The organism is Pantoea sp. AG702, assembly GCF_003182295.1.
GTDB classification, from domain to species: Bacteria; Pseudomonadota; Gammaproteobacteria; order Enterobacterales; family Enterobacteriaceae; genus Pantoea; species Pantoea ananatis.
In genome coordinates, this window is sequence record NZ_QGTU01000001.1 from 440870 (window position 1) to 458660 (window position 17791).

General features: G+C 53.7%; 21 protein-coding genes. 9 read left to right on the top strand and 12 right to left on the bottom strand.

Annotation, left to right across the window (positions count from 1 at the left end; genetic code table 11):
* The first annotated feature begins 66 nt into the window (after window positions 1–66).
* Window positions 67–675: a TetR family transcriptional regulator gene (locus DFO57_RS02080; protein ID WP_028715004.1), complete on the top strand. Its 609-nt coding sequence runs from the start codon at window positions 67–69 to the stop codon at window positions 673–675.
* A gap of 26 nt (window positions 676–701) precedes the next feature.
* Here the strand turns inward: DFO57_RS02080 and DFO57_RS02085 are convergent, their stop codons facing one another.
* Window positions 702–1625 carry a Kdo(2)-lipid IV(A) acyltransferase gene (locus tag DFO57_RS02085; protein ID WP_013025329.1) on the bottom strand — a complete coding sequence of 308 codons (924 nt, stop codon included), beginning with the start codon at window positions 1623–1625 and terminating at the stop codon, window positions 702–704.
* Window positions 1626–1885: 260 nt separating this feature from the next.
* Here DFO57_RS02085 and DFO57_RS02090 point away from each other — a divergent pair, with 260 nt between their 5' ends.
* Window positions 1886–2935, top strand: a complete 1050-nt coding sequence (locus DFO57_RS02090) for a rhodanese-related sulfurtransferase (protein ID WP_028715005.1) — start codon at window positions 1886–1888, stop codon at window positions 2933–2935.
* 38 nt (window positions 2936–2973) lie between these two features.
* Here DFO57_RS02090 and DFO57_RS02095 read toward each other — a convergent pair whose 3' ends face one another.
* The 8 genes from DFO57_RS02095 to DFO57_RS02130 all read right to left on the bottom strand — a co-directional run bounded on the left by DFO57_RS02095 (window position 2974) and on the right by DFO57_RS02130 (window position 8625).
* Window positions 2974–3549: a YceI family protein gene (locus tag DFO57_RS02095; RefSeq protein WP_013025331.1), complete on the bottom strand. Its 576-nt coding sequence runs from the start codon at window positions 3547–3549 to the stop codon at window positions 2974–2976.
* A gap of 1 nt (window position 3550) precedes the next feature.
* On the bottom strand, window positions 3551–4126 hold the full coding sequence (locus tag DFO57_RS02100; protein WP_014593409.1) for a cytochrome b: 576 nt from the start codon (window positions 4124–4126) through the stop codon (window positions 3551–3553).
* A 295-nt stretch (window positions 4127–4421) separates the two neighbouring features.
* Window positions 4422–5537, bottom strand: coding sequence for an N-methyl-L-tryptophan oxidase (solA, locus tag DFO57_RS02105; protein ID WP_105077722.1), 1116 nt, complete (start codon window positions 5535–5537; stop codon window positions 4422–4424).
* A gap of 96 nt (window positions 5538–5633) precedes the next feature.
* Window positions 5634–5888: a biofilm formation regulator BssS gene (gene bssS, locus DFO57_RS02110; protein WP_013025334.1), complete on the bottom strand. Its 255-nt coding sequence runs from the start codon at window positions 5886–5888 to the stop codon at window positions 5634–5636.
* Window positions 5889–6135: 247 nt separating this feature from the next.
* The gene (locus DFO57_RS02115) at window positions 6136–6408 is read right to left on the bottom strand and encodes a hypothetical protein (RefSeq protein ID WP_014606143.1); all 273 of its coding nucleotides are present in this window, start codon (window positions 6406–6408) and stop codon (window positions 6136–6138) included.
* A gap of 145 nt (window positions 6409–6553) precedes the next feature.
* Entirely contained in the window at window positions 6554–6799 is a 246-nt protein-coding gene (gene dinI / locus DFO57_RS02120; protein ID WP_013025336.1) for a DNA damage-inducible protein I, read from the bottom strand.
* 62 nt (window positions 6800–6861) lie between these two features.
* A complete protein-coding gene (pyrC, locus tag DFO57_RS02125; protein ID WP_105077723.1) occupies window positions 6862–7905 on the bottom strand; it encodes a dihydroorotase in 1044 nt (347 codons plus the stop codon).
* Window positions 7906–8061: 156 nt separating this feature from the next.
* Window positions 8062–8625: a lipoprotein gene (locus tag DFO57_RS02130; protein ID WP_014593411.1), complete on the bottom strand. Its 564-nt coding sequence runs from the start codon at window positions 8623–8625 to the stop codon at window positions 8062–8064.
* A gap of 433 nt (window positions 8626–9058) precedes the next feature.
* Between DFO57_RS02130 and rimJ the strand changes: the two genes are divergently transcribed.
* The 5 genes from rimJ (at window position 9059) to DFO57_RS02155 (ending at window position 14934) form a co-directional block, all read left to right on the top strand.
* Window positions 9059–9649, top strand: a complete 591-nt coding sequence (rimJ, locus tag DFO57_RS02135) for a ribosomal protein S5-alanine N-acetyltransferase (protein WP_014606141.1) — start codon at window positions 9059–9061, stop codon at window positions 9647–9649.
* Between the two features lie 15 nt (window positions 9650–9664).
* Window positions 9665–10306 carry a DUF480 domain-containing protein gene (locus DFO57_RS02140; protein WP_013025340.1) on the top strand — a complete coding sequence of 214 codons (642 nt, stop codon included), beginning with the start codon at window positions 9665–9667 and terminating at the stop codon, window positions 10304–10306.
* The gene (locus DFO57_RS02145; RefSeq protein WP_014606139.1) at window positions 10307–11227 is read left to right on the top strand and encodes a Gfo/Idh/MocA family protein; all 921 of its coding nucleotides are present in this window, start codon (window positions 10307–10309) and stop codon (window positions 11225–11227) included.
* Window positions 11228–11347: 120 nt separating this feature from the next.
* A complete protein-coding gene (gene murJ / locus DFO57_RS02150; RefSeq protein ID WP_014593415.1) occupies window positions 11348–12886 on the top strand; it encodes a murein biosynthesis integral membrane protein MurJ in 1539 nt (512 codons plus the stop codon).
* Between the two features lie 356 nt (window positions 12887–13242).
* A complete protein-coding gene (locus DFO57_RS02155; RefSeq protein WP_072404303.1) occupies window positions 13243–14934 on the top strand; it encodes a methyl-accepting chemotaxis protein in 1692 nt (563 codons plus the stop codon).
* A 370-nt stretch (window positions 14935–15304) separates the two neighbouring features.
* Here DFO57_RS02155 and DFO57_RS02160 read toward each other — a convergent pair whose 3' ends face one another.
* From DFO57_RS02160 to flgA, 3 genes are all read right to left on the bottom strand, one after another.
* Window positions 15305–15736 (bottom strand): flagella synthesis protein FlgN, encoded by a 432-nt coding sequence (locus DFO57_RS02160; RefSeq protein ID WP_013025344.1) that lies wholly within the window; start codon window positions 15734–15736, stop codon window positions 15305–15307.
* 5 nt (window positions 15737–15741) lie between these two features.
* Entirely contained in the window at window positions 15742–16044 is a 303-nt protein-coding gene (gene flgM, locus DFO57_RS02165; RefSeq protein WP_013025345.1) for a flagellar biosynthesis anti-sigma factor FlgM, read from the bottom strand.
* Window positions 16045–16147: 103 nt separating this feature from the next.
* Window positions 16148–16807 (bottom strand): flagellar basal body P-ring formation chaperone FlgA, encoded by a 660-nt coding sequence (flgA, locus tag DFO57_RS02170; protein ID WP_013025346.1) that lies wholly within the window; start codon window positions 16805–16807, stop codon window positions 16148–16150.
* A 153-nt stretch (window positions 16808–16960) separates the two neighbouring features.
* On the opposite strand from flgA, the gene flgB reads away from it, so the two are divergent.
* Window positions 16961–17374, top strand: a complete 414-nt coding sequence (flgB, locus tag DFO57_RS02175; RefSeq protein ID WP_015700561.1) for a flagellar basal body rod protein FlgB — start codon at window positions 16961–16963, stop codon at window positions 17372–17374.
* A gap of 2 nt (window positions 17375–17376) precedes the next feature.
* Window positions 17377–17781, top strand: a complete 405-nt coding sequence (flgC, locus tag DFO57_RS02180; protein ID WP_013025348.1) for a flagellar basal body rod protein FlgC — start codon at window positions 17377–17379, stop codon at window positions 17779–17781.
* Window positions 17782–17791 lie beyond the last annotated feature (10 nt).

The following is a 17791-nucleotide window of genomic DNA, read 5'->3' on the forward strand; positions in this document are numbered from 1 at the left end:
CTTAATGTTGAACGCTTGTCCAGCTTTTTGTTAGACTCGTTGCTTTACCGTTTCAGGTAGGTTGAGATGAACTATTTAAGTCGCGATGAGCGCCGGGAAGGCATACTGCAGGCCGCAATGACCGTAGCCCTTCAGGAAGGCTATGCGGCCATGACGGTAAGACGTATCGCCGCAGAGGCGCAGGTTGCCGTTGGTCAGGTGCACCATCACTTCTCGGGTATTGGCGAGCTTAAGTCCCAGGCGTTTATTCGCCTGAGCCGAAGAATACTGGACACCGAAACCGTAACGGAAAACGCCAGCTGGCGTGAGCGACTCTTCTCCATGCTGGGTAGCGATGATGGCCGGTTTGAGCCCTACATTCGGTTGTGGCGCGAAGCCCAGATCCTGGCAGGACGCGATGCAGAAATGCGCGGCGCCTATATCGTTGCAATGGAGATGTGGCAGCAGGAAACCGTCGCCGTCATCAAGGCGGGGGAGGAAGCCGGTGAGTTCAGGCTACTTGATAAAGCGGACAATATTGCCTGGCGGCTAATTAGTCTGGTCTGTGGGCTCGACGGGCTTTGCATACTCAACATGCCTGGGCTGGACATCGCCGCCTCGGATAATCATATTCATCGCCTGATTACGTTGGAACTGTTCAGTCCGTTATCGCCCGGCAGCCGCTGCTCGCAGTAAGCGCGAACAGCGGCTGAGCAGCGGACCTAATAGCGTGAAGGCTCACCTTCTGGCCGGGTTTTGAAGCGGCGGTGCAGCCACATGTACTGTTCAGGGGCGATGAGCACGCCTTCTTCAACCACCTTGTTCATGCGCAGAGCCGTGTCTTCGTCGCTGGTCAGGGGAAAATTCGCGCTGACGTCAGGCAGAATAATCAGTTCGTAGCCGCGTCCTTCGGGCAGGCGACGTGGAACAAAGGGGATGACGGCGGGTTTACCGGTGCGGATCAGCATATGCGTACCCACGGTTGTTGCCGCCTTTTCCACGCCAAAGAAGGGCACAAATACGCTGCTGCGTGGGCCATAATCATGATCGGGCGCGTACCAGATGATATCGCCGCGCTTTAACGCCCGAATCATGCCTTTGAGATCTTTACGATCTAACATCCCTTTGTTTGAGCGCATACGACCGCGCGTCTGCAGCCAGTCGATTAATTTATTGTCGTTAGGCCGGTAGACGCCAATGCCGGGATTATGGATGCCAAACATGCGAGCACCGATCTCCAGCGTTAAGAAATGCATGCCAATTAACAGCACGCCGCGCTGGCTATCATGGGCCTGCTGAATATGTTCCAGACCAGAAGGTTTGTGCCATTTGTGGATGCGCCAGTCGGGCCAGAACCAGGCCATGCCGGTTTCAATCAGCCCCATCCCTACCGATTCAAAGTTATGCTTAATCATGGCTTCGCGATCGACTTCCGGCATCTCGGGAAAGCTGAGCTCCAGATTACGGCGCGCAATGGCCACGCGTCGCTTCATGAAGCGCATACCAAGGCGACCAATACGGCAACCAAGTGCATAGAGTAGTGGATAGGGCAGCAATACCAGGATATACAACAGAATTATGCCCAGCCAGGTTAACCAATAGCGGGGATGCAAAAGCGCGCGTGAAAATTGGGGCAATTGGGTCATCTTAAATATTATTATCCTGCGTCGTGCACCAGCGGTGCTGTTTTTCGTCAGTTGCGGTTATTGTGCCATTTTTTTCCCACTGCTGAAATGTTACAGCATTTCGCAGGTTGTTGTCGGGAGCAAAAAGAGAAGTATGAATACCCGGACCGGCGAAAATGTACAGGTTAAACTATCAATTTTTCTTATACGCTTCGCATTTTTTTCAATTCAGGTATCATGTGCGCGCTAAATTTCTTCTATTGATAACAGGAACGAACACCATGCCAGTGTTACACAACCTTGTTTCCAATAAAGAGCTGAAGGCGCGCATGCTGGCGGAAACCGAGCCGCGCACCACAGTCTCTTTTTACAAGTATTTCACTATTGCCGATCCAAAAGCGTTTCGCGACGAACTCTATCTCGGGTTAACCGCATTGAAGGTGTTTGGGCGTATTTACGTTGCGCACGAAGGCATCAACGCCCAACTGAGCGTGCCCGCCAGCCAGTACGAGGCGATGAAGGCCTATTTGTACGGTTTTGATCCGGCGTTAAATCATCTGCGTATGAATATCGCGCTCGACGACGATGGCAAATCGTTTTGGGTATTGCGACTGAAAGTACGTGACCGCATTGTCGCGGACGGCATCGACGATGAAACTTTTGATGCCAGCGACGTCGGCAACTATCTGAAAGCGGCGGAAGTGAACGCTATGCTTGACGATCCCGATGCGGTATTCGTGGATATGCGAAATCATTACGAGTATGAAGTCGGGCGCTTTGATAATGCGCTTGAGGTGCCTGCCGATACGTTCCGTGACCAGTTGCCGATGGCGGTGGACATGCTGAAGGATAAGAAGGATAAAAAAATCGTCATGTACTGCACCGGGGGGATTCGCTGTGAAAAAGCCAGCGCCTGGATGCGCCATAACGGGTTCGAAGATGTTTATCACGTCGAAGGCGGCATTATTGAGTATGCACGCCGCGCACGGGAACAAAATCTTCCGGTGCGTTTCAAAGGCAAGAACTTTGTTTTTGATGAACGCATGGGCGAGCGTATTTCGGATGATGTGTTATCCCACTGCCACCAGTGCGGGACGCCGTGTGACACCCACGTAAACTGCGTTAATGACGGCTGTCACCTGCTGTTTATCCAGTGTGAACGTTGTGCCGAAAAGTACGAGCACTGCTGTAGCCCGCTCTGTCAGGAGGAAGCCCGCCTGTCACCCGAAGAGCAACGCGCTCGCCGGGCAGGACGTGAGAATGGCAATAAAATTTTCAACAAGTCGCGTGGCTTGCTGAATATGACCATTCCTGCGCCAACCCGCAAATAGCCGGAGCCGCCTGAAGCCTGGCTTCAGGCGGCTTAAGATTACTGACGTACGCCTTCTACTGAGATGATTAACTCAACGTTCTGAGAGGCTGGCCCAAGATCCTGAGTAATATTAAAGTCTTTCAGCGCAATCTCGCCTTCCGCTTCAAAACCGGCACGATAGCCGCCCCACGGATCCTTACCTTCACCCATCATTTTGGCTTCCAGCGTCACAGGTTTGGTCACGCCATTCAGCGTTAAATCTCCTGTAACGGCCAGTTTATCGCCGTCTTTCTTCACCGAGGTTGATTTAAAGGTCGCAGTGGGATGTTTGGCCACATTCAGGAATTCAGGACCGCGAATATGCTTGTCACGCTCGGCATGGTTGGTGTCCACGCTGTTGGTGTTGATGGTCACATCCACTTTATCGGCTGAAGGATTACTGGCATCGAAGCTGAACGAACCGTCGAAATCTTTAAAGGTGCCGTACAGCCAGCTGTAGCCTAAGTGCTTGATACGAAACTGTACAAAGGCGTGCTGGCCCTCTTTATCAATTTTGTAATCAGCGGCACTGGCGGTCAGGGAACCCAGCAGCAGGCCGGCACCTGTGATGGCCAGAAGCGTTTTTTTGAACATATTATTTTTCCTTTTCAGAGGGTGAACGGATGCCCAGACCCAGCATCCTTTTCAGGGTGATATCGCGATCGATAAAGTGGTGCTTTAGTGCGGCCAGGCCATGTAACACCGACAGGATCACGATGCTCCAGGCCAGCCATAAATGAATATCTCCCGCTAAATCTGCCTGTTCGCCCGCGCCGGTCAGTACAGCAGGCAGAGAGAACCAGCCAAACACCGAAACCGGTTTGCCGTCGGCGGTAGAGATTAAATAGCCACTGAAGAGGATGGCGATCAGCAGGCCATAGAGTAATCCGTGCGCCACGACAGCCGTGATGCGCACAAGAGGGGAATAACTGCTCAGGGGTTTAGGCGGCGGCGAAACCACGCGCCATATCAGGCGAATAATCAGGGCCAGCATCAGAATGACCCCGATGCTCTTATGAATCTCTGGCGCATTGTGATACCAGGTATCGTAATAGCTCAGCCCAACCATCCATAATCCCAGGGCGAACATGGCATAGATAACCAATGCCATTGACCAGTGTAGGAAAATGGAGAGCCATCCATAACGACCGGGTGAATTTCTTAGCAACATTTTTGCAGCGGTATCTTAAGAATATGTAGAAACAAGAATCTACAGAATGAAACACAAAAGCAATAATGCTTACTTTTCTATAAATATCTCCTGTACTAATGAAATCGGCTCGCGTAGCGGTGCGCGTAAGCACAATATTATTGAACAAGGCTGTTTTACGCGGGCGCTAAGACGTGGAAAAGTGGATAAACGGGCCTGTTTGCGTGGATATAACAGCAGGAAGGGCGTCAGAAAAAAACGGAATGTAAATATATGTCAGTGCGGCGCCGCGTAAAACCGGGCCGCCGCACCCTATTTACTTAAAGCGTGACAGCCTGAACGGTGTGAGATCAAAACTGAAAGGCTGATTCTGAGCAAACTGACTGGCAAGCTCGCCTAAAACGCTGGCAAATTTGAAACCGTGTCCGCTTAAGCCCGTTATCACCAGACGGTCAGGATCGCCCGGCACGGTATCGATAATAAAGTCTTCATCGGGGCTGACATCATAACTACAGGCTTCCCCGTGCAAACACACGCCAACGCCGGGTAAAAACTGGCGCAAAAAGCGGAATGTTTCGCTGCCATCGGCGGCCAGGCTACCGAAGGGTTTACGATCTTCGGGTTGGGTCATCAACTGGCCCCCATCATGGCGGCCTAACTTCAGGGCGTTGTTATCGGCAGGGAAACCATAATACTGGCTGCCATCGGCCATTTCGCAGGTGAATCCGGGAAAGGCATTGTTTTCACTGTAACGACCATCAGCCTGATACCAGGCAAAGACCTTACGCGTTGGTGCCACCGGCAAATCCGGCACCAGTTTGCTGACCCATGTCCCGGCGCTCACCAGCATTTTTCGCCCACGGTAAATGCCGTCAATCGTGGTGACCTGCTGTAAATCGCCTTCACGACTGATTTGCGTGACGGGGCAGTTAAACAGCTGCGCACAGCCCTGTTTTTCCGCCAGCTGAATCCAGCTCCGTACCGCCTGTTCACTTTTTAAAAAACCGGACTGTGGCTCAAATACGCCCAGGTACTCATCGGGGACGTTAAACTGCGGCCAGCGTTTTCTGACCTCCGCGGCCTGTAATATCTCGACGGGAAGCTGCCAGGCTTTTGCGCTGTTGATGACGTTTTGAATAAACACGGAGTGAGCAGGGGCGATATTCAGGACGCCGCACCGGTGCATAATGCGCTCGCCAGCCTGCTGCTCAAGCGCATCCCATAACGTCTGCGCACGCAATACCAGCGGCACATAGCGCTCGCCTTCTCCGTAAGCATGACGAATCAGGCGGCTTTCGCCGTGGTGGGCGCCCTGAGTATGAGGCGGATGGGCGCTGTCAATCATCAGTACGGAGAGGCCTGCCTGCGTGGCGTAATAGCCTGCTGCTGCGCCGACTGAGCCGCTCCCGACCACAATAAGATCGTAAATCATGAAAATGGAACTCCTGAAAGGGTTACATAATCAACAGCATACCAGAAAGCCCAATAAAAAAGGCACCCTGAAGGGTGCCTTGCTGATGCAGCAGTATTAATGCTTCTTTAGTAGTCGTTCTACTTGCTCGGCAGATTCTATCTTGGCGATACCGGCTTCAAGAATGGAGATGAACTGCTTTGCTACATCAGTCGTCAGCCAGTAAGTCGGGCCAACGTCTGCGTCTTCTTCTGTTTGATCTTGCGACGAAAGGGAGTGCAGGCGGATCATCATAGCATCATAGCTGTCAACAGTACTGATATCCCAGCCCACCAGTGGATGGGTCTGAATTACATCTTTGCGACTGTCCATTATAACCTCCTTATTACTCGTTAAACGAAGTGCATGATGAGGTTCAATGCGGCTTTTTTATTTCCACTGCGAAACAATTATAACAGCAATATAGCGATTTACTGATTAAAACGTATCACGGAACGCCTGAAAGCAGAATGTTTGTCTCTAAAACGGTAAAGCTGAGAAGATATAATACCAGAATGACAGGTAGGTAATCGTCCTATTTAAACAGTAAAAGTTGTTCATCACTGGCGTTAACCGCACGTCAGATTAGGGCGGTCTCCGCGCCGGTTGTCCCACTGCGCTTCTGTAACGTTTCGGCCAGGCGCGCAAACTGCTGCTGCAGTTGCTCATCATGGTTTTGATTCTGGGCTTCAAGAGAAAGATTATGCACCAGTAACTGACTTGCCCGGTCATCAAGACAGAAAATCAGGCTGGAGAACGCATTTTCCAGCACCGTTAAACGACGCTGCTGTTCACCAATCAGCGTTAACAACTCGCCAAAGGTCATCGCTTCTTCGGGTTTATCTGTAGTCATGGGATGCAACTCCTTTTATGCATGATCAGCGCCAGCATAGGACATTGATCATTCAGAGTCCAGATGGGGAGAGGGGTTAGGCAGACTTTAAATGAAGATAAAAAAACCGGGTGGCGAAACCCGGCAAAAAACAGCACAGTGGCGGTTAATCGGTAATGAACCAGTCGTCAGCGCTTTCCCACGTTTGTTGCAGGATTTCGCTGATTTGTTCACGCGTCTCTTTATCTCCGCCCATCACGCTTAGCTGGTTAGCCGTGGCGTAACGCACTTTGACGTGATTGGTGAATTGCGGGAATTGTTCATCGATACGGCGCGACAGTTCCTGGCTCAGGGCTTCTATCGCACCAGCGGGTAGAGGTTGGGTCTTGGCAACGGTAATTTCAACACGCATAAAAGCCTCCGTATAAGATACTGTATATAACTACAGTATAAATATGCCGGAGGCAAGTGAAATTATTTTACACGCCAGTTCAGCGTTTCACCGGCCAGGAAAGGCACCAGCTGATGTGAGCCCATTTCAATTGTTTCTGCGACTGTCCAGGGCTCACGCACCAGCGTGATGGTGCCTTCGTTCAGCGGCAGACCATAGAAGCGGGGACCGTTCTCGGAACAGAACGCTTCAAAATGCGCCAGCGCACCGATCTCCTCAAACACAGTGGCATAAGCGGGCAGGGAGGTAGGCGCATTGAATACGCCAGCACAGCCGCAGCTGCTCTCTTTCAGATGGCTCAGGTGAGGGGCGGTGTCGGTACCCAGGAAGAAACGTGGATGACCGCTGGCCACCACCTTGCGCAACGCCTGCTGATGCGTATTGCGCTTCAGAATGGGCAGACAGTAAAGGTGCGGACGAATTCCGCCCACCAGCATATGGTTACGGTTAAACATCAGGTGCTGGGGGGTAAGGGTAGCGGCCAGGTTTTCATTGGCGCTTTCCACATAGTCTGCGGCATCTTTGGTCGTAATATGCTCCATCACGACTTTCAGCGCAGGGAATTGCTTACGCAGCGGTTCCATCACCGTTTCAATAAAGCGGGCTTCACGGTCAAAGATATCAATATGTGAATCAGTCACCTCGCCATGCACTAACAGCGGCATGTCCAGCGTTTGCATCCGCTCCAGCACCGACGCGATTGACGCAATGTTGGTCACGCCGTGGCTGGAGTTGGTTGTCGCATGGGCAGGATAGAGCTTGGCCGCAGTGAACAAGCCGGAGTGGTAACCGCGCGCCAGTTCTTCGGCGTCTAACGAGTCGGTCAGGTAGCAGGTCATCAGCGGGGTAAAGTCATGACCGTCAGGCAACGCGGCCAGAATGCGGTCGCGATAGGCTTCGCCCGCCGCGACGCTGACCACCGGCGGAACCAGGTTGGGCATCACGATAGCCCGACCGTTCACCGCGCTGGTGTAGGGCAGCACCGTTTTAAGCATCTCGTCATCACGAAGATGGATATGCCAGTCATCTGGGCGGCGGATAGTAAGTTGCTGAGGTTGTGCGGTCATTAATACGGCTCCGGCATGAAGGATAAACGAATGGCGTGTTTAGGCCGGGTTATAAGCATAAGGACTCAGGCAACCGTTTGCACCTGTTTTTACATCTGATAAGCAATCCGCGCCGAAAGGCGCGGATCAGGCAGGCGATAAATTTGTCGGAACGCGCTAATCGGTGAACGGGATCACCAGCTCGCCTGGCTTCACTTCCAACCCTTTAGCAAATTTCTTTGCCAGCGATTCAGCTTTACTGCGATCGGCACTCAGCACATAGGCAGGCTGCTGGTCAAAATAGCTTTTCAGCGATTGATTCAGGTAGGGCGTCAGCGTTTTCATGATGGACGCCATCTTGTCTGGCTGAACCTGTGCATCCACAATTTCCATATCGCGCAGATAAATCGCACCCTGCTGTTTGTCGAACACCGGTTGCGCACGCATCTTCAGCTGCATATCGGCCTGTTGTGGACCAAACAGCGAAGACACGTTGATTTTCGCATTACCCGATAACGTTACTTTACCCGGCTCTTCGCGACCAATCTGACTGGTCAGGTTATTCAGGACAATATGGGCATTCACCAGCCCTGAGACGCCAACGTCTTTTTCGAAATTATTGTGTTTTTGCAGCGCCTGATTGACCTCCTGCTCGCTGATGGTGTACTGGGTTAACTGATTACAGCCGCTCAGCAATACCGCGAAAAACAGGGCAATCAGCCCGTGAAAAGCCTTCTTCATAATTCCCTCGTTTAAATGAAAAAGTAGATCAGGGCATAGCCTGCCCTAATGCGTGCAGTCTGTCATCAGGAATGGGCTGAGTTAGGGTAACCGAACGTGCCTTTCGCTGCAGGGCTGGCCGCCCTTCGCCGGCGATCACCGGGTCAGCCAGGCCCCGTCCAGCAGGTCAGACATCGTTATCAGTGACGGCTAACCCGCCCATGCCAGCAAGGGCAATTGTTCACGTGCAGGACAGGGGACGCGACGCATCTTTTGTGTCGCGCAGACTGCAGTGAAACAGTTAAGAGCGGTTTCACTGTCAGCGCACAGGAGCATAAACGGTCAGCCCGTCTGTGATTGCGCGCGTAACGTTTTACCGCAGACCTGGCGACGGTTATAGTGAACGTTATCAAAGACTGGCATTTCCTTCCCGCCATGGATTTCAGGAGAGATGATGTTTGGCTATCGTTCTGCCGCGCTGAGGGTGAGACTCACGACCGAGCGGCTGGTGGTAAGACTGGTTCACGAACGCGATGCGTGGCGGTTAGCGGATTACTATGCGGAAAATCGCGATTTTCTCAGGCCGTGGGAACCGGTTCGCGATGACAGCCATTGTTATCCCTCTGGCTGGCAGGCGCGGCTCGGCCTGATTGCGGATATGCATAAACAGGGATCGGCTTTCTACTTTGTGTTGATGGACAGCAACGAAACCGAGGTACGCGGCGTGGCTAACTTCAGCAATGTCCTGCGCGGGGCCTTTCATGCCTGTTACCTTGGGTATTCCCTCGGCGAAAAATGGCAGGGGCAGGGCATGATGTTTGAGGCGCTGCAGTCTGCGATTCGTTATATGCAGCGGCAACAGTATATTCATCGCATCATGGCTAACTATATGCCGCACAACCAGCGTAGTGGCGATCTGCTGGCGCGCCTCGGGTTTGAAAAAGAGGGATATGCTAAAAATTATTTAATGATTAATGGCGAGTGGCAGGATCATGTCCTGACGGCGTTGACCTGCAAAGAATGGACGCCCAACCGTCGTGGATAACCCGAGGAGGGGTAAATGAAGATAGCCTTGTCGGTACAGGCTCTGCGCGTGTTAGGTTGCCTGCTGGAAAAACAGGTGACCACGCCGGAACAGTACCCGCTTTCGTTGAACGCGGTGGTTAACGCCTGCAATCAGAAGTCAAACCGCGAGCCGGTGATGGAACTGAGCGAAAGCGATGTCCAGAATGAGCTCGACCAGCTGGTTAAAAAACACCTGGTGACGGCAAACAGTGGCTTCGGCCAGCGGGTCGTTAAATATGAGCAGCGCTTCTGCAATTCGGCATTTGGACATCTGCAGCTCAGCCGTGCAGAAGTGGCCGTTCTGACGCTTCTGTTCCTGCGCGGCGCGCAGACGCCGGGTGAACTGCGCACGCGAAGCGGACGCCTGCACGAGTTTGCCGACGTGGCTGAAGTCGAACAGACCCTGGAAGGGCTGGCGTCACGCGATGACGGCCCGATGGTTGTACGGCTGGCCCGTGAGCCCGGCAAGCGTGAAAGCCGCTTTATGCACTTGTTGGCCGGCGAGGTAGCGCCCGCACCGACGCAGGTTGACGCAGTCACACATGATGTCGCCCTACTGGAACGCGTCGTCGCGCTGGAGCAGCAGGTGGCAGACTTACAGGCGCAGCTGGCGCTGCTACAGGAAAGAGAACACTAAATGACGATTCGTATTGGTGTGGTCGGCTTAGGCGGCATCGCGCAAAAGGCCTGGCTGCCCGTATTATCGCAGGCGCGTGCCTGGCAGTTAGTGGGGGCATTTTCGCCGAACCAGGCGAACGCGCAGGTCGTGTGCGAACGTTACCGGATCCCCTGTTTCAGCACGCTGAATGCCCTGGCGGCCGCCTGTGATGCCGTGTTTGTTCATACCAGTACGGCCAGTCATTACGAGGTCGTGCATGCACTGCTGCAGGCGGGAAAAGACGTCTGTGTCGATAAGCCGCTGGCAGAAAACCTGAGTCAGGCCGAGGCGCTTGTTACGCTGGCCGAAAAGAAACAGCGCCGACTGATGGTGGCCTTTAATCGCCGTTTTGCGCCCGCCTATCAGCAGCTCAAAGACGAGATGGCATCGGTTGCTTCGCTGCGTGTTGAGAAACACCGCAGCGACAGCGTGGGTCCACAGGATCTGCGCTTCACGTTACTGGATGATTATCTCCATGTTGTCGACACCGCCTTGTGGCTGGCCGGGGGACGTTCGCTTCCGCGTCAGGGGCACATCTTGACCAATGAGCAGGGACAGATGCTGTATGCGGAGCACCATTTCAATGCCGGACAGTTGCAGGTCACGACCAGCATGCATCGTCGGGCAGGAAGCCAGCGCGAACGCGTCAGCGCCATAGGCGATGGCCAATGCATTGATATTCATGATATGCGCGACGGGCAAGTGGAGCGAGGGGCGGGGGTGGTGATCACGCCTTCTCCCTCCTGGCAGAGCCATCTGGCCCAGCGCGGATTCGTCGGGGCCGCAGAGCATTTTATCCAGTGTGTCGAAAATCAGACAAAGCCGGAGACCAGTGGCGAGCAGGCCCTGCTGGCGCAACGCGTGGTCGAATCAATGTGGCGCGATGCCGAACGGGAATAACGCCTTGTAACACTCAGCACTGGTCATTTCGCGCGATGGCAGTAGACTATCGGCCGAGATGTGACATAACCCGTGCTAAGTCACGCATTTGCCGATTTTTTTCAGGATGCCCCGTCAATTATGAATTTGTTGAAATCGCTGGCAGCGGTCAGTTCCATGACGCTGTTTTCCCGCGTGCTGGGCTTCGCCCGTGATGCCATAGTGGCGCGCGTATTCGGGGCCGGTATGGCTACCGATGCCTTCTTTGTTGCCTTTAAACTGCCGAATCTGCTGCGACGCATTTTTGCGGAAGGCGCATTCTCGCAGGCTTTTGTGCCTATTTTAGCCGAGTACAAGAGCAAGCAGGGAGAAGAGGCGACGCGGTTGTTTGTTGCCTACGTATCGGGGCTGCTGACGCTGGCATTGGCTGTTGTGACGGTTGCGGGAATGGTTGCCGCGCCTTGGGTCATTCTGGTCACTGCGCCGGGATTCGCGGATACGGCGGATAAATTCGCCCTGACCAGCGCGCTGCTGCGCGTCACCTTTCCCTATATTCTGTTGATCTCCCTTGCCTCCCTGGCCGGGGCAATACTTAACACCTGGAACCGTTTTTCCGTACCGGCTTTTGCGCCCACGCTGCTGAACGTCAGCATGATTGGTTTTGCCCTGTTTGCGGCGCCGCATTTCCATCCGCCAGTGATGGCGCTGGCGTGGGCCGTCGTCGTGGGTGGACTGCTGCAGTTAGGCTATCAGTTACCGCACCTCAAGAAACTCGGCATGCTGGTACTGCCGCGTCTTAACCTGCGTGATGCAGGTGTCTGGCGCGTCATGCGTCAGATGGGGCCCGCCATCCTGGGCGTCTCCGTCAGTCAAATCTCGCTGATTATCAACACCATTTTTGCCTCTTTCTTGGTATCGGGCTCTGTCTCCTGGATGTACTATGCCGATCGTCTGATGGAGTTTCCTTCCGGCGTGTTGGGCGTGGCGCTGGGCACCATCTTGTTGCCGTCGCTGGCCAAAAGCTTCTCCAGCGGCAATCACGATGAGTATTCACGCTTAATGGACTGGGGCCTGCGTTTGTGCTTTTTGCTGGCGTTACCCAGCGCGGTAGCCTTGGGAATGTTATCCGGTCCCCTGACTGTCGCGCTGTTCCAGTATGGCAAATTCACCGCGTTCGATGCCGCCATGACCCAGCGCGCGCTTGTTGCCTATTCGGTCGGGCTGATGGGGCTGATTGTCGTGAAAGTCCTGGCACCGGGATTTTATTCGCGCCAGGACATTAAAACCCCGGTCAAAATTGCCATTATCACGCTGATCGTGACTCAGCTCATGAACCTGGCCTTTATCGGCCCCCTTAAGCATGCTGGCCTCGCGCTCTCGATTGGTCTGGGGGCCTGCCTCAATGCTGCACTGCTTTACTGGCAGTTGCGCAAAAAGGCGATCTTCCAGCCGCAGCCGGGCTGGCTGGGTTTCCTGCTGCGCTTACTGTTGGCCGTCGCGATAATGGCAGCCGCGCTGTTTGGCATGCTGTACTGGATGCCCGTCTGGGAACAAGGGAATATGCTCTGGCGCCTGCTGCGACTCGCATTAGTCTGTGCGGTAGGCGGGGGAGCCTACTTCCTGGCCCTGGGGCTGATGGGTTTTCGCCTGCGGGATTACGCACGGCGCACAACCGTCTGAATATAAACCTGCGCTGAACCTCATTCGGCGCGTCACCTGTAAGCAAGGCCGCAACGGCGCACGTTGCGGCCTTTTTGTTGTTTAACCCAAGGCGACAGTGAACGTCATAAGCTGCCGCGTGAATATCGCGCTCAGCCTGATATTCACGTTGAACGTCTTTGTGACAGTAAGATGTTTTTTCCTAAAAAATCGTTAAAAAAACAGGTCTGTTGACGTGATATTTAGCTTTATTAAAAACATCACGTGAGAATGATGACATGTTGTAAGGAATTGATTCTGAGGTCAATTTCATCGTAAAAACTGCCCTTTTCCTGCCGATGACTATAAACAGTTCATCACATAAGGAGAGGACGAAAATGCATATCACAGCCAATGACAACGTCAAGCTGAGTCTCTGGCATAACCTTAAGCTTGTTCCTTTATTCAGCCTGGTATTTGGCTGCATCTTACTGTTATTCGTCTCTGGCATAGGCCTTTCGGCCTGGTTTCTTGCTCAGGGCAAACACTCGCTGGATGATTCGACTGACGAGATTGCGGTTCGCCAGGGGCTGCTCGACAGTTCGACACATATGCGTTCGGCGCGGCTGCAAATTATTCAGGCGGGTGCCGCCGCGCGCATTGCGGACACGGATAACTATAAAGCGCATTTACTTGCAACAGATGTCAGCCTGAAGAAGGCAGAGAAAGGGCTTAACATTTATCTGCATCGCGCCGTCAAATCGCCCGAAGGCGCGGATATTGATACACAGCTTCAGGCACGTTTCAGCGATTATCTTCGTAAAGGTTTGCTGCCGATGATTGACGCGGCGAAACAGGGAAGCTTTGAAGAAATCATCGCCGATGAAACGGAAGCCGACAGACTCGATAAAGCTTATAAAGATGTGTTGATGAAAGCGATTGATATGCGCAATCAGCGGTCGCAGGCGATAAAACAGGATGCGGTGGATCAGGTGAATACGGGCTATATCACGATGCTGGCGGCTTTTGTGGCATCGGTGACGATCGTACTCCTGGCTTTTGTTCTGTTGAAAAAGGTCATTATCACCCCGTTACGGCAATCCCTCTCGCGTATCGACCTGATTGCACATGGTGACTTGACGCTACCGCCTGACGTTTGTGGCCGAAACGAGCCAGGCCTGCTGCTCTCGCGTCTTCAACTGATGCAGTCCTCGCTGTCGAGTACGGTTGGAACCGTGCGCGATGGTGCCATTGCCATTCTTCAGAGCGCGGGAGAAATTTCTTCCGGGAATGCCGATCTCTCGTCAAGAACAGAACAACAGGCGGCGTCACTGGAACAGACAGCGGCAAGCATGGAGCAACTGACCGCCACGGTGAAACAGAACGCTGACAATGCTCACCATGCCTGTCAGCTGGCCTCTGACGCTTCTGACAAAGCCCATACGGGCGGGAACATCGTTAATCGCGTGGTGAAAACCATGGACGATATCTCCGGCAGTTCGAAAAAGATTGCCGAGATCACCAGCGTCATCAACAGCATTGCCTTCCAGACCAACATTCTTGCGCTAAATGCGGCGGTGGAAGCCGCGCGGGCAGGAGAACAGGGCCGCGGATTCGCCGTGGTTGCCAGCGAAGTGCGCAGTCTGGCGCAGCGAAGCGCGCAGGCGGCCAAAGAGATCGAAGGGCTCATTTCTGCTTCGGTCGGGCTCATCAACGGCGGCACCACGCTTGTCAGCAATGCGGGTAGCACCATGATGGAAACGGTAGAAGCTTTCCGTCGGGTAAATGACATCATTTCGGAGATCGCGGCGGCTTCCGATGAGCAGAGCCGGGGCATTCAGCAGGTCAGCCTGGCCGTTACCGAGATGGATGATGTGACACAGCAGAACGCGTCGTTGGTTGAGCAGGCCTCGGCTGCAGCCGCCTCGCTTGAAGAGCAGGCTGACAAACTGACCCAGGCCGTTTCGGTTTTCAAACTTGAAAGCCCGCCTTTGAAACATGCGAACGCCACTCTCCCTGCGACCCTGAAAGCGGCTGTGGCGCCCGTCATTCCGTCTGAACGTGGACATGAAAACTGGGAGGCATTTTAAGCCGGGAAAGGATTAAGGCGCGCGTTTTACCTGTCTGGTGAACGCGCGTCCGGCGGCACTCTGCACAGCGTCGTACAGCAATAACTGAGACGTTCAACCGTAGGCCTTTGGGCGAACAGGCTGAATCGCCTGTCTTGCGGAGAATATCGCGGGATGCGCCTGGCGTACCCGTGAGTGCATTGCGTCATTCCGTCAGGCGCGAAGCAGAGAGAAGAAGGGTTACGCAGGGCGCAGAGGAGGGGAAATTTCGGCGAGCGGATACAAAAAAAGCCATCTTCTCAGCGAGATGACGGCTTTTTACGCCTGCCCGGGTCACGCCTGCATCAGATTCGCTGAGGCAGCCCGCGATACCGGGAGGGAGGAAAACAGGTCAGACTTTACGACTTAACGTTGCCTGGCCCTGTCCTTTACCATCCGGACCATAAAACGCCTGCGTCTGATGCGGCTTCAAAATGTCTAACGCGTCATGGGTAAAGGTAATTTGATGCTGCAACAGAATACCATTGTGCGTATTTGCGTTATGTAACCGACGCGTATGCTGCTGAATACCTTCCCAGCGGCGCGCCATGTCACTTTGACCACGATAAGGTGCAGATGTACCCAGACTTTTCTCGTTGCTGCGACGCATCTCGTCTAAATAATTCAACGTACTCAGCAGCGCGCTCTTGTCTTCCGTAATACGCTGCAGGTTGTTGCTGTTGATCATTCCAGACGACAGCTGCTGTTGCTCTTCATCCAGCACGATGGCCAGAGACACCAGCACTTCCTGCATCTTATCTAACGTGGTCAGCAAATTACTCATGGGGATTATTTACCCTCTAAATACGCCTTAGTGTCGGCAATCAGCGCATCAGCGATTTTGCCGGTATCCATCTTCAACTCGCCATTGCGAATGGCGGTTTTTAATTGTTCTACGCGCTGGACGTTAATGTCCTGGCTGCCGGGCTGCATCAGCTGTGCTTGTGCGCTGCTCAGGCTGACCTGAGCGGCCGCAGGCGTTGTAGCAGTCGTGGTGCTGCTCTGACGCACGCGGGTAGTTTGTTGCTCGCTGCTGTCACGTGTTTGCACAGTGCTGGCGGGCTTTGTCGGTTGTGTTCTGTCGATGCTCATATTCGGGCTCCTGTAAAGTCAGGGGAGTCTGCCACCTGAATCATAATAGCGTAATCGCTTAGCTGATTCTTCTATCGGCAGATAAACAGGCTTCTTTAATGTTTTATAGTGTTATAAGAATTTTCCCATCATCGCTCACCCGGCCACTTACAACCTGGCCATTTCCCATACGCACCCGAACCCACTGTGAAATCGTACCGTTGTTTAACGCTTTGCCTTCGCCGCTGGCGTCAAATCCGTCTCCGCTGGCCACCACCATCACGTCCTGACCCGCTTTGACGCGCCACGGCTGGCGTAGCATGGACTGACTCACGGGTTGTCCCGGCTGGATGTCACGCAGGACCACCGAATCCGCTACGGACTCATCGGTGAACAGTGTGCGCGGGGGCAGGTTATCAAGACGTCCGTTTTCAATACGGAAATCCTCTTTACTGACGGTGCTGCCACGGGCAATTAATTTTGTTGCGACCAGATAGTCACCGGTTACCTGAACCTGGACCTGAATATAACGACGGTTCTCACCACAGTTAGCCGCCACGCTCATGTTGCCCCAGGCCCGGCTGTTGCCCGGCAGGGTAAACTGCGGGGCCTCACATTCTGGCCACTGGGCCTGCGGCGTACGAATCACCACATTCATTCCGGCCGCGTGCTGGGGATCGCGTGCCTTAAAAAACTGGCTCAGTTGGGCGCTGAAATCGCCTGCCATTACGGGTAGGGCAATCAGGGCCAGCAGGCTTGCTAACAGGGCTGAATATCCACGCATGTGCTTTTCCTCACTGATGATGCCAACGAGTGTACGCGCATAAAAAAAAACTCAAGAGCAAAAATAGCGACGATTTGAGGCGTTATTCAGACGATGACTCTTGCTTTTTCCCGATTAAGCTGCCAGCTCGAAATTCTCATTTGCGGAGGAAGCATGCTCGACAAACTCGATGCGGCGCTACATTTCGGTACCGAAGCCCTTAACCTGCGAGCTCAACGTCAGGAGATTCTGGCATCAAACATTGCCAACGCCGACACCCCGGGCTATCAGGCCAGGGATATCGACTTTGCCAGCGAGCTGAATCGGGCAATGGCGAATGGACGTGCTGAAGGCAGTAGCCTGGCGCTTAAAGTCACGTCGGCGCGCCACATTGAAGCGCAGACGAATTCGGCACCGTCAATGGACTTGCTGTATCGCATTCCGGATCAGCCATCAGCCGACGGTAACACCGTGGATATGGACCGTGAACGTACGCAGTTCGCGGATAACAGCCTGAAATATCAAACCGACCTCACGCTTATCAGTAGCCAGATCAAGGGCATGATGAGCGTGTTACAAGGGCAATAATTATGGCCTTGCTTAATATTTTTGACATTGCCGGTTCAGCGATGACCGCGCAATCACAGCGATTAAACGTCAGCGCCAGTAACCTGGCAAACGCCGACAGCGTAACCGGTCCGGACGGACAGCCTTACGTGGCAAAACAGGTCGTTTTTCAGACCGATGCCGCCGCTGGCGCCGCAACGGGGGGCGTGAAAGTGGCGCAGGTGGTGGACGATCCGACCCCGGCAAAACTGGTGTATGACCCAGGTAATCCCATGGCCGATGCCAAAGGGTACGTGAAGATGCCTAACGTGGACGTGGTAGCCGAAACGGTTAACACCATGTCGGCGTCACGCAGCTACCAGGCTAACGTCGAGGTGCTGAATACCGTGAAGTCGATGATGATGAAAACGCTGACGATGGGTCAGTAACGGAGAAAAA

Excerpts from the sequence above, each read along its gene's own strand:
- DFO57_RS02090 (WP_028715005.1), top strand. The coding sequence starts at position 1,886 with ATGCCAGTGTTACACAACCTTGTTTCCAATAAAGAGCTGAAGGCGCGC.
- DFO57_RS02130 (WP_014593411.1), bottom strand. The coding sequence starts at position 8,625 with ATGAAGAAGGCTTTTCACGGGCTGATTGCCCTGTTTTTCGCGGTATTG.
- murJ (WP_014593415.1), top strand. The coding sequence starts at position 11,348 with ATGAATTTGTTGAAATCGCTGGCAGCGGTCAGTTCCATGACGCTGTTT.
- solA (WP_105077722.1), bottom strand. The coding sequence starts at position 5,537 with ATGATTTACGATCTTATTGTGGTCGGGAGCGGCTCAGTCGGCGCAGCA.
- DFO57_RS02155 (WP_072404303.1), top strand. The coding sequence starts at position 13,243 with ATGCATATCACAGCCAATGACAACGTCAAGCTGAGTCTCTGGCATAAC.
- DFO57_RS02140 (WP_013025340.1), top strand. The coding sequence starts at position 9,665 with ATGAAGATAGCCTTGTCGGTACAGGCTCTGCGCGTGTTAGGTTGCCTG.
- DFO57_RS02115 (WP_014606143.1), bottom strand. The coding sequence starts at position 6,408 with ATGACTACAGATAAACCCGAAGAAGCGATGACCTTTGGCGAGTTGTTA.
- DFO57_RS02145 (WP_014606139.1), top strand. The coding sequence starts at position 10,307 with ATGACGATTCGTATTGGTGTGGTCGGCTTAGGCGGCATCGCGCAAAAG.
- flgA (WP_013025346.1), bottom strand. The coding sequence starts at position 16,807 with ATGCGTGGATATTCAGCCCTGTTAGCAAGCCTGCTGGCCCTGATTGCC.
- DFO57_RS02080 (WP_028715004.1), top strand. The coding sequence starts at position 67 with ATGAACTATTTAAGTCGCGATGAGCGCCGGGAAGGCATACTGCAGGCC.
- flgC (WP_013025348.1), top strand. The coding sequence starts at position 17,377 with ATGGCCTTGCTTAATATTTTTGACATTGCCGGTTCAGCGATGACCGCG.
- rimJ (WP_014606141.1), top strand. The coding sequence starts at position 9,059 with ATGTTTGGCTATCGTTCTGCCGCGCTGAGGGTGAGACTCACGACCGAG.
- dinI (WP_013025336.1), bottom strand. The coding sequence starts at position 6,799 with ATGCGTGTTGAAATTACCGTTGCCAAGACCCAACCTCTACCCGCTGGT.
- DFO57_RS02085 (WP_013025329.1), bottom strand. The coding sequence starts at position 1,625 with ATGACCCAATTGCCCCAATTTTCACGCGCGCTTTTGCATCCCCGCTAT.
- flgB (WP_015700561.1), top strand. The coding sequence starts at position 16,961 with ATGCTCGACAAACTCGATGCGGCGCTACATTTCGGTACCGAAGCCCTT.
- flgM (WP_013025345.1), bottom strand. The coding sequence starts at position 16,044 with ATGAGCATCGACAGAACACAACCGACAAAGCCCGCCAGCACTGTGCAA.
- bssS (WP_013025334.1), bottom strand. The coding sequence starts at position 5,888 with ATGGACAGTCGCAAAGATGTAATTCAGACCCATCCACTGGTGGGCTGG.
- DFO57_RS02160 (WP_013025344.1), bottom strand. The coding sequence starts at position 15,736 with ATGAGTAATTTGCTGACCACGTTAGATAAGATGCAGGAAGTGCTGGTG.
- pyrC (WP_105077723.1), bottom strand. The coding sequence starts at position 7,905 with ATGACCGCACAACCTCAGCAACTTACTATCCGCCGCCCAGATGACTGG.
- DFO57_RS02100 (WP_014593409.1), bottom strand. The coding sequence starts at position 4,126 with ATGTTGCTAAGAAATTCACCCGGTCGTTATGGATGGCTCTCCATTTTC.
- DFO57_RS02095 (WP_013025331.1), bottom strand. The coding sequence starts at position 3,549 with ATGTTCAAAAAAACGCTTCTGGCCATCACAGGTGCCGGCCTGCTGCTG.